The 6495-nt window shown below is 64.5% G+C and carries 4 protein-coding genes and 3 pseudogenes; 4 read left to right on the top strand and 3 right to left on the bottom strand.

Features of this window, described 5'->3' with window-relative positions; all coding sequences use genetic code 11:
* Positions 1-95: 95 nt before the first annotated feature.
* Positions 96-389, top strand: a pseudogene (locus ACWD0Y_RS35700) (integrase core domain-containing protein); the annotation flags it as partial.
* A gap of 38 nt (positions 390-427) precedes the next feature.
* On the opposite strand, the gene ACWD0Y_RS35695 reads toward ACWD0Y_RS35700, so the two are convergent.
* The gene (locus tag ACWD0Y_RS35695) at positions 428-1426 is read right to left on the bottom strand and encodes an NAD-dependent epimerase/dehydratase family protein (protein ID WP_450264417.1); all 999 of its coding nucleotides are present in this window, start codon (positions 1424-1426) and stop codon (positions 428-430) included.
* Positions 1427-1528: 102 nt separating this feature from the next.
* Complete coding sequence (locus ACWD0Y_RS35690; protein ID WP_450264416.1) at positions 1529-2818, bottom strand: glycosyltransferase; 1290 nt, start codon at positions 2816-2818, stop codon at positions 1529-1531.
* 373 nt (positions 2819-3191) lie between these two features.
* Between ACWD0Y_RS35690 and ACWD0Y_RS35685 the strand changes: the two genes are divergently transcribed.
* The 3 genes and pseudogenes from ACWD0Y_RS35685 to ACWD0Y_RS35675 all read left to right on the top strand — a co-directional run bounded on the left by ACWD0Y_RS35685 (position 3192) and on the right by ACWD0Y_RS35675 (position 5664).
* The gene (locus ACWD0Y_RS35685) at positions 3192-4241 is read left to right on the top strand and encodes a methyltransferase (RefSeq protein ID WP_450264415.1); all 1050 of its coding nucleotides are present in this window, start codon (positions 3192-3194) and stop codon (positions 4239-4241) included.
* Between the two features lie 258 nt (positions 4242-4499).
* Positions 4500-5069, top strand: a pseudogene (locus ACWD0Y_RS35680) (transposase family protein); the annotation flags it as partial.
* Positions 5070-5106: 37 nt separating this feature from the next.
* Complete coding sequence (locus ACWD0Y_RS35675) at positions 5107-5664, top strand: ISAs1 family transposase (protein WP_450264414.1); 558 nt, start codon at positions 5107-5109, stop codon at positions 5662-5664.
* A gap of 194 nt (positions 5665-5858) precedes the next feature.
* On the opposite strand, the pseudogene ACWD0Y_RS35670 reads toward ACWD0Y_RS35675, so the two are convergent.
* Positions 5859-6495: pseudogene (locus ACWD0Y_RS35670) on the bottom strand (hypothetical protein); the annotation flags it as partial.

The raw sequence follows: 6495 nt of genomic DNA, 5'->3' as shown, positions 1-6495 counted from the left end.
CAAGACGCTCGGTTGGAAGACACCCGCCGAGGCATTCAACGAGCAGCTACAGTTGCTTCAACAAGCTGGTGTTGCAACGACCGGTTGAATCCGGTCAGTACAGCGCGGCCGCCTTCGCCGAGGTCTGCCGCCGGCACGGCATCCGTTGCAGCATGGGCCGGGTCGGCTCGAGCTATGACAATGCCCTCGCCGAGTCATTCTTCCAGGGCCTCAAACGCGAGTTGCTCCATGGCCGCCGCTGGACCTCGAAGGCACAGACCCGGCTCGAGCTGTTCCGCTGGCTGTCGTACTACAACCGACGCCGTCGGCACTCCGCACTCGGCTACCTCACACCAGCCGAGTTCGAACAGCAACTGATCACGTCACGTACGCTGTCACTCCTTGCATGAAACCCGGTGTCCACTCCCAGGGATCAACCTCCAACCTCTCATCGGCCACCAACGCCGGCCCCCAGCCGTGTAGGCAGGGGCAAGCCGAGTTCCGTGGCCATCGCCTCGGCAGTGCGCGTCAGACCTTCCCCCAGCGGCACCATGGTCTGCCAGCCGAGCAGGTCGCGAGCAAGGGAGGTATCGGGGCAGCGCCTGGCCGGATCGTCGACCGAAGGCGGGAGAAACCGTAGCGGCACGGTCGAAGCAGTGAGTTCACGGATCACGTCGGCGACATTACGAACTGTCTTCTCGTCCTGGCTGCCGATATTGATCGGACCCGAATGGGATGCGGCCGTGAACGCGAGCAGGCCGCGCACGGTGTCGTCCACAAAGCAAAGTGACCTGGTCTGCTCGCCGCTACCGGTGATGGTCAGCGGCAGCCCGGTCAGCGCCTGCCGGATGAATGTCGGTACCATTCTCCCGTCATCCGGACGCATCCGAGGTCCGTAGCTGTTGAAGATCCGGACGATGCCGGTGTTTACGTCGAGCTCTCGCCGGAAACACGCAGTCAAGGATTCGGCGAACCGCTTCGACTCGTCGTAAACGGCCCGTGGGCCGACCGGATTGACGTGACCCCAGTAGCTTTCCGATTGCGGATGTTGCTTCGGGTCCCCGTACACCTCCGAGGTGGATGCCAGCACGAACCGTGCTCGCTTCGTCTCCGCAAGCCGCAGCAGGTTCCAGGTTCCGGCGCTGCCCGCTCGGAGCGTGGCGAGCGGCAGCTTGTAGTAGTCCATGGGCGAAGCTGGCGATGCGAGGTGCAGTACGGCGGCAACCTCATCTGCGATGTCGAACGGTTCGGAGATGTCGATTCGACGAAAGCGGAAACGTGGATGATCCACCAGCCCGGCGATGTTGTCGAGCCGGCCGGTGGACAGGTCGTCCAGGCATTCGACCGACACCCCGTTCGCAATGAGCGCGGCGCACAGGTGGGAGCCGAGAAACCCCGCACCGCCCGCGACGACCACCCGGTTGCCGGGTGCGAGTACCGATTCCATTTTTCTCCCTGTCCCGCTTCTATGTGCGTACTGACGACAAGCGCGTTCGGGAAAGAAATCGCGGACACGTTCCTCATCAGGTCCAGGAACGGTGAGACTCTTTCAGCCTCGCTCGGGTACGGAGGCTGGTTTTCCCGCTTCCCGATCCGGATCAGCAAACGCCGGACGAAGCACCGTCTGTTTCCCGGAAGGTCTTGGGGCCGACGAGTTCACGAACTTCTCGATGTCGGCGACGAGGTGCTCGGCTGGCGGAAGCGCGAGCATGCGACGCTGAATTCCCTTGGCGCGCGCCCGGAACACCGGTTCGGTGAGCACTCGCTCAACCGTCGAGGTCAGCGAGTTGATGCTGAGGCCCTCCAGCCTCAACGCAAGGCCGGCACCCAGCTGCTCGATGCGCTCCGCGTTGGCGGGTTGTTCGGCGAACAGCGGCAGCCCGACCATCGGAACACCCGAGGAGAACGCTTCGCGCGTGCCATTGAAACCGCAGTGGGTAATGAAGACGTCGGTCGCCGCCAACAACGTACTCTGCTGCACGAAAGACACCAGGTGAACGTTGCCGGCACGCGCTCCCTGCCACCCCGCGGGATCGCGCTCTGCACCGAGCGCGACGACACCGGTCACCGGCAGCTGCCCCAGCACCTTGATGACGGTGTCCAACGGGGACGGTCCATTGCCCAGCATCCGGCCGGTGATCGAACCCAGGCTGGCCAACACCAGCGGCCGGTCCGCAGGGAGGTCCGCCACCGCAGGGTCCAGTGTCTCCGCTTCCGTCTCCGGTGCCCGGTAGTGACGCCCGCTCTGCAGCCGGAGTTCGTCCGGGTGGAACACCTCCGGAACTACCGACGCCCGAAAACCGCGCAGGGGAGCTAAGGGATCGACAACCGGCGGCAGGTGCCAGGCGGCGCGTTGACGGTTCAGTTCTGCCAGCACTACAGGGTGGCCGTAGGGCGCGAGTGGTGCGATGACGTCGAGCGTGGCGTGCGGAATTCCGAGGTACTCGGCGGCCAGGTATCCGCCGTACTCGGTTGTTTCGCGAACCACCACGTCGGGTCTCCAGGATGACAGTGCCTCCACCAAGTCCGCCGCAGTACGGCTGCCCATCAGGGTGATGAAGGCATACCCGAACATCTCCGGCGTGCCGGCGGTCGTGACCCCGGGCCGGAGGCGCGCGCCGGACTTCCGGGCCAGCTCCTCATCGCCGAGGATGTCCGTCATCGAGATCGCGTTCGGCAGTACCAACGGTCGCAGCCCCGCCCGCTCGACGTGGTGCGCCAGCTCGGCTCCGGTCGCGACCACTACCTCGTGCCCTGCCCGCTGCGTGAGCGCCGCAATCGGCAGCACCAGTGGAACGAGATGCGAATAGATGGTCTGCGCGGTGAAAACAATGCGCACTTCGATCTCCTACGTTGCCTGCCCCGGGGAAACCTCGGACTGCGGGCCGTCCGCGATCTCATCACCGAACTTAGAAAAGCAGAAGGTACCCCGTCTTCGGACTGACGCGACACGTAACCCCCCGATTGTCCTGAAACTCAACCCGATCAGGTCATCTTCAGGGCCTCCAACGGGTACCTCCCAGCATGCAGATCGCGCGTGCCGGTCATGCCTGCTGGTCGCCGCCTACTCGCACACGAACTTGACGATGCGCCGAACGGACGAACCTCGCCGCGCCGCCGAACGGGTTACGGGGCGGCCGTCACTGCCCGCCGTGCCTTAGGGTTTCCAACCGTCGAGCACGTCGGCATGTGAAAGGGGCATCACCCCTCCGATGGAAGAGAAAGCAAGTATGGATGCGGACATTAGGCGGGCGGCACGGAAACAGCTCTTCAGCGTTTTCGAAGGGGGCTTGGCTCTCAACGTGCTGTCTGCCACAGCCAGGCTGGGTATCGCCGATCACCTCGCCGAGAGGCCGCACAACGAGGTCGAACTGAGCGATGCGCTCGGAGCCGCCGACCCCGAGATCGTCGTGAGGTTCTTGCGAGTCGCCGAATCCATCGGACTGGTCCGGCGAATCCCAGGTTCCGGCCGGTTCGAAGAAACGCCGATGTTGACCCTGCTGCGCCGGGAGGACGGATCTTGCCGTAACACGGTGCTGGCGTTCACTGCTCCCAGTTACAGTCGTCCTGCCGAGATGGCTCACCTCGCGGTGCTCAGCGGGCGGGCAACCACAGAGCAGGCGTTGGGCAAGGATTTATGGGAACACTATGCCGATAATCTCGAAGAAGCCACGTGGTTCGCCGGTGCGATGCGCGAACTGACCAATACGGTGGCGGACTGCGTGCTCGCCGGCTACAGCTTCGCGGGACGCGACACGGTGGTGGACGTGGGTGGAAGTCACGGAGTATTCCTCTCTCGGATCCTGCTTTCCTATCCGGAAGTAAAGGGGATCCTGTTCGATCGTCCGGAGGTGGTCGAGCAAGCACGCCGGCCCCTAGATGACCTAGGGCTGACTTCCCGCGTCCGTTTCATCGGCGGAAGCTTTCTTCGCGAGGTTCCGGACGGCGGGGGTCTCTATATGTTGAAGAGCGTTCTCTGCGACTGGGACGACGAAAACTGCACACGGATCCTCTCCTGCTGTCGTAATGCCATGGGAACCGACACCCCTCTGGTCATCGTCGACTGGCTCCGTCCGGATCAGTCCGACGTCACTCTGGACTCGATCGACTTGCTGCAAGCGATTCTTGTCAATGGGCGCGTCCGCACTTTGTCGCAATATGAGACTCTTCTTCACGCTGCGGACCTTCGGCTGAATCGAGTATTGAGAACCGCCACCGGGAGTGAAATGCCAGCAACGGTGATGGAGGTATTCCGCCGCTGAAGTTCCGGACGGGGGATTCCGGATCACAGAGCCCTTTTCAGCCTCAGCCAGAGGCATGGTGAAGGGCGAGGACGGCCTTCACGGGCGTTTTCACGTGGGTGGGGATGCAGGGTCCTTTGCAAGATCGGAAATCACTCGGTTCGCCGGAGTTGTCGCGAAGCAGGGGTGAGCGTCCCGGTTCGGGCAGGGGGAACGCAGTGCAGGCACGGTCTCGGTGATCATGTGAGTGTCGAAGTCCCATGAACACTTGGTGAGTCAGTGCCTGCTCCTGCATCTTTCCTCGTGCCCGCCTCGCTGGAACAACTGGTCCGGGCTTCCGCGTCGGCTCCGCTGGTAGACGCAGTCCGTCTGTCCGGATTTCTGGACCTGCTTCCCCACCCACGAGGTGTCCGAGGCCGCCGTTACCAGCTGTCCGCGCTGGTCACCGCGGCCGCGGCGAGTGTCCTGGCCGGTGCCCGCTCCCTCACTGCGATCACGGAATGGATCAGCGAGGCGCCCGCCTGGGCCTGCCGGGCCCTCGGTTTCCCCGTGGATCCGCTGACCGGCGCGGTGTCCGTCCCGCACCCGCATACCCTGCGCCGTCTCCTCGTGCGGCTGGACGGCGACGCACTGGATCAGGCGATCGGAGCCTTCCTCGCCGCCCGGGCCACCCCGGCCGGGCCCGGACTGCGGGCGATCGCCGTCGACGGCAAGGCCCTGCGCGGATCACGCACCGCCACCACCCCGTACGTCACCCTCCTCGCCGCGATGGACCACACCGGTCACGTCCTGGCCCAGCGCCAGGTCGCCGACAAGAGCAACGAGATCCCCGCCTTCAAGCCCCTGCTGGACAGCATCGACCTGACCGGAACGGTCATCACCGCCGATGCTCTGCACACCCAGCACGCCCCACGGCACCTATCTCCGCACCCGTGGCGCCCACTACATCGCCCAAGTCAAGGCCAACCACCCCGGCCTGTTCGACCGCGTCGGCCGTCTGCCCAGGCGCGAGATCACGCTCGACCACCACGACCGCACCCGGGCCCACCACCGCCTGGAGATCCGGCGGCTGAAGACCGTCGCCTTCGCCCACCTCGACTGCCCGGACGCCCGCCAGGCTCTTCAAGTCGTGCGCTGGAGGAAGAACCTGACCACCGGCAAGCTCACCGTCGAGCGCATCTACCTGATCACCAGCCTGCCGCCCGGCGCGGCGACCGGCCTCCAGCTCGCGGCCTGGATCAGAGGGCACTGGAAGATCGAGAATCTTCTGCATCACGTCCGCGACCGCACCTTCCGCGAGGACGACTCCGAAATCCACGTCGGTCACCTCCCCGCATCATGGCCGGCCTGCGCAACCTCGCCATCGGCGTCCACCGCCAGGACGGACGCACCAACATCGCCGCCGCCCTACGTCACACCGCCCGCAACTGCCGCAGGCCCCTGACCGCCCTCGGCCTCACAGGATGAACCCGGACAGACCTCGATCATGCAAAGGACCCTGACGGGGACGGGAAGCGGCGAAGGGGCCGTGGCACCGACCGAGTGGACCTACTCGCTCCCTCCGGGGGACTCACCAGCTGAAGTTGTGGCGGCCCAAACGACTGCCCGCCTGCGTGCCCCAGGGCGTTGACTGGCGTGTCAGGCCTTCTTCCAGGTAGCACTGAACTCGTTGGTTCTGCTGGTGTCGGCCCAGTGGAGTTTCTCCTTGCCCTGGATGGGAGGCTGGGTGGCGTTGTGGTCGATGTTGGCATGCTTTTTCGTGGTGTCGTAGGTGAAGTAGACGGAGCCGTCGATATTGGTGCTGTCGTTGAAGCTGATGACGGTCTGGTAAGGGACACCCTCTTGGATGATGAATTCCTTGGTTTGCCCGGATTCGAGAGTAAAGTCTAGTTGGCCTCGAATAATCCGCAGCGTTATCCCTTCGTGGCCAGTAGTGTCGGTGAATGTGACTCGGATGTTCCGTCCGGTCGGCCCGAGAGCCTTCTTCACCTGGGGGGCGAAGGTGATACTGGGGGCTTGGGAGTTGCCATTGGTGGGCTTGACGGTGACGGTGAAGGAGCCGGTGTCGGCCGAGCCGGCGGTCAGGGTCGGCGCCGTGGCTTTCCCAGCACTGTTGGTTGTGGCGGTGCAGGCAGTTTGCCCGCCGACGAAGGTGCTGCCGGTGGCGTCCCCGGAGATAGTGAGCGTTTTCAGAGTGGCCACCGGTCGGGTGATGGGGTGGCCTCCCGCAACGCGCGAGGCCCCTGTGCCGTTGAGAGAGGTGTTCGACGTCTCA

The organism is Streptomyces altiplanensis, from assembly GCF_053591575.1.
Note: the sequence above shows the minus strand (reverse complement) of the source record. Positions and strands in the feature narration are given on the sequence as shown.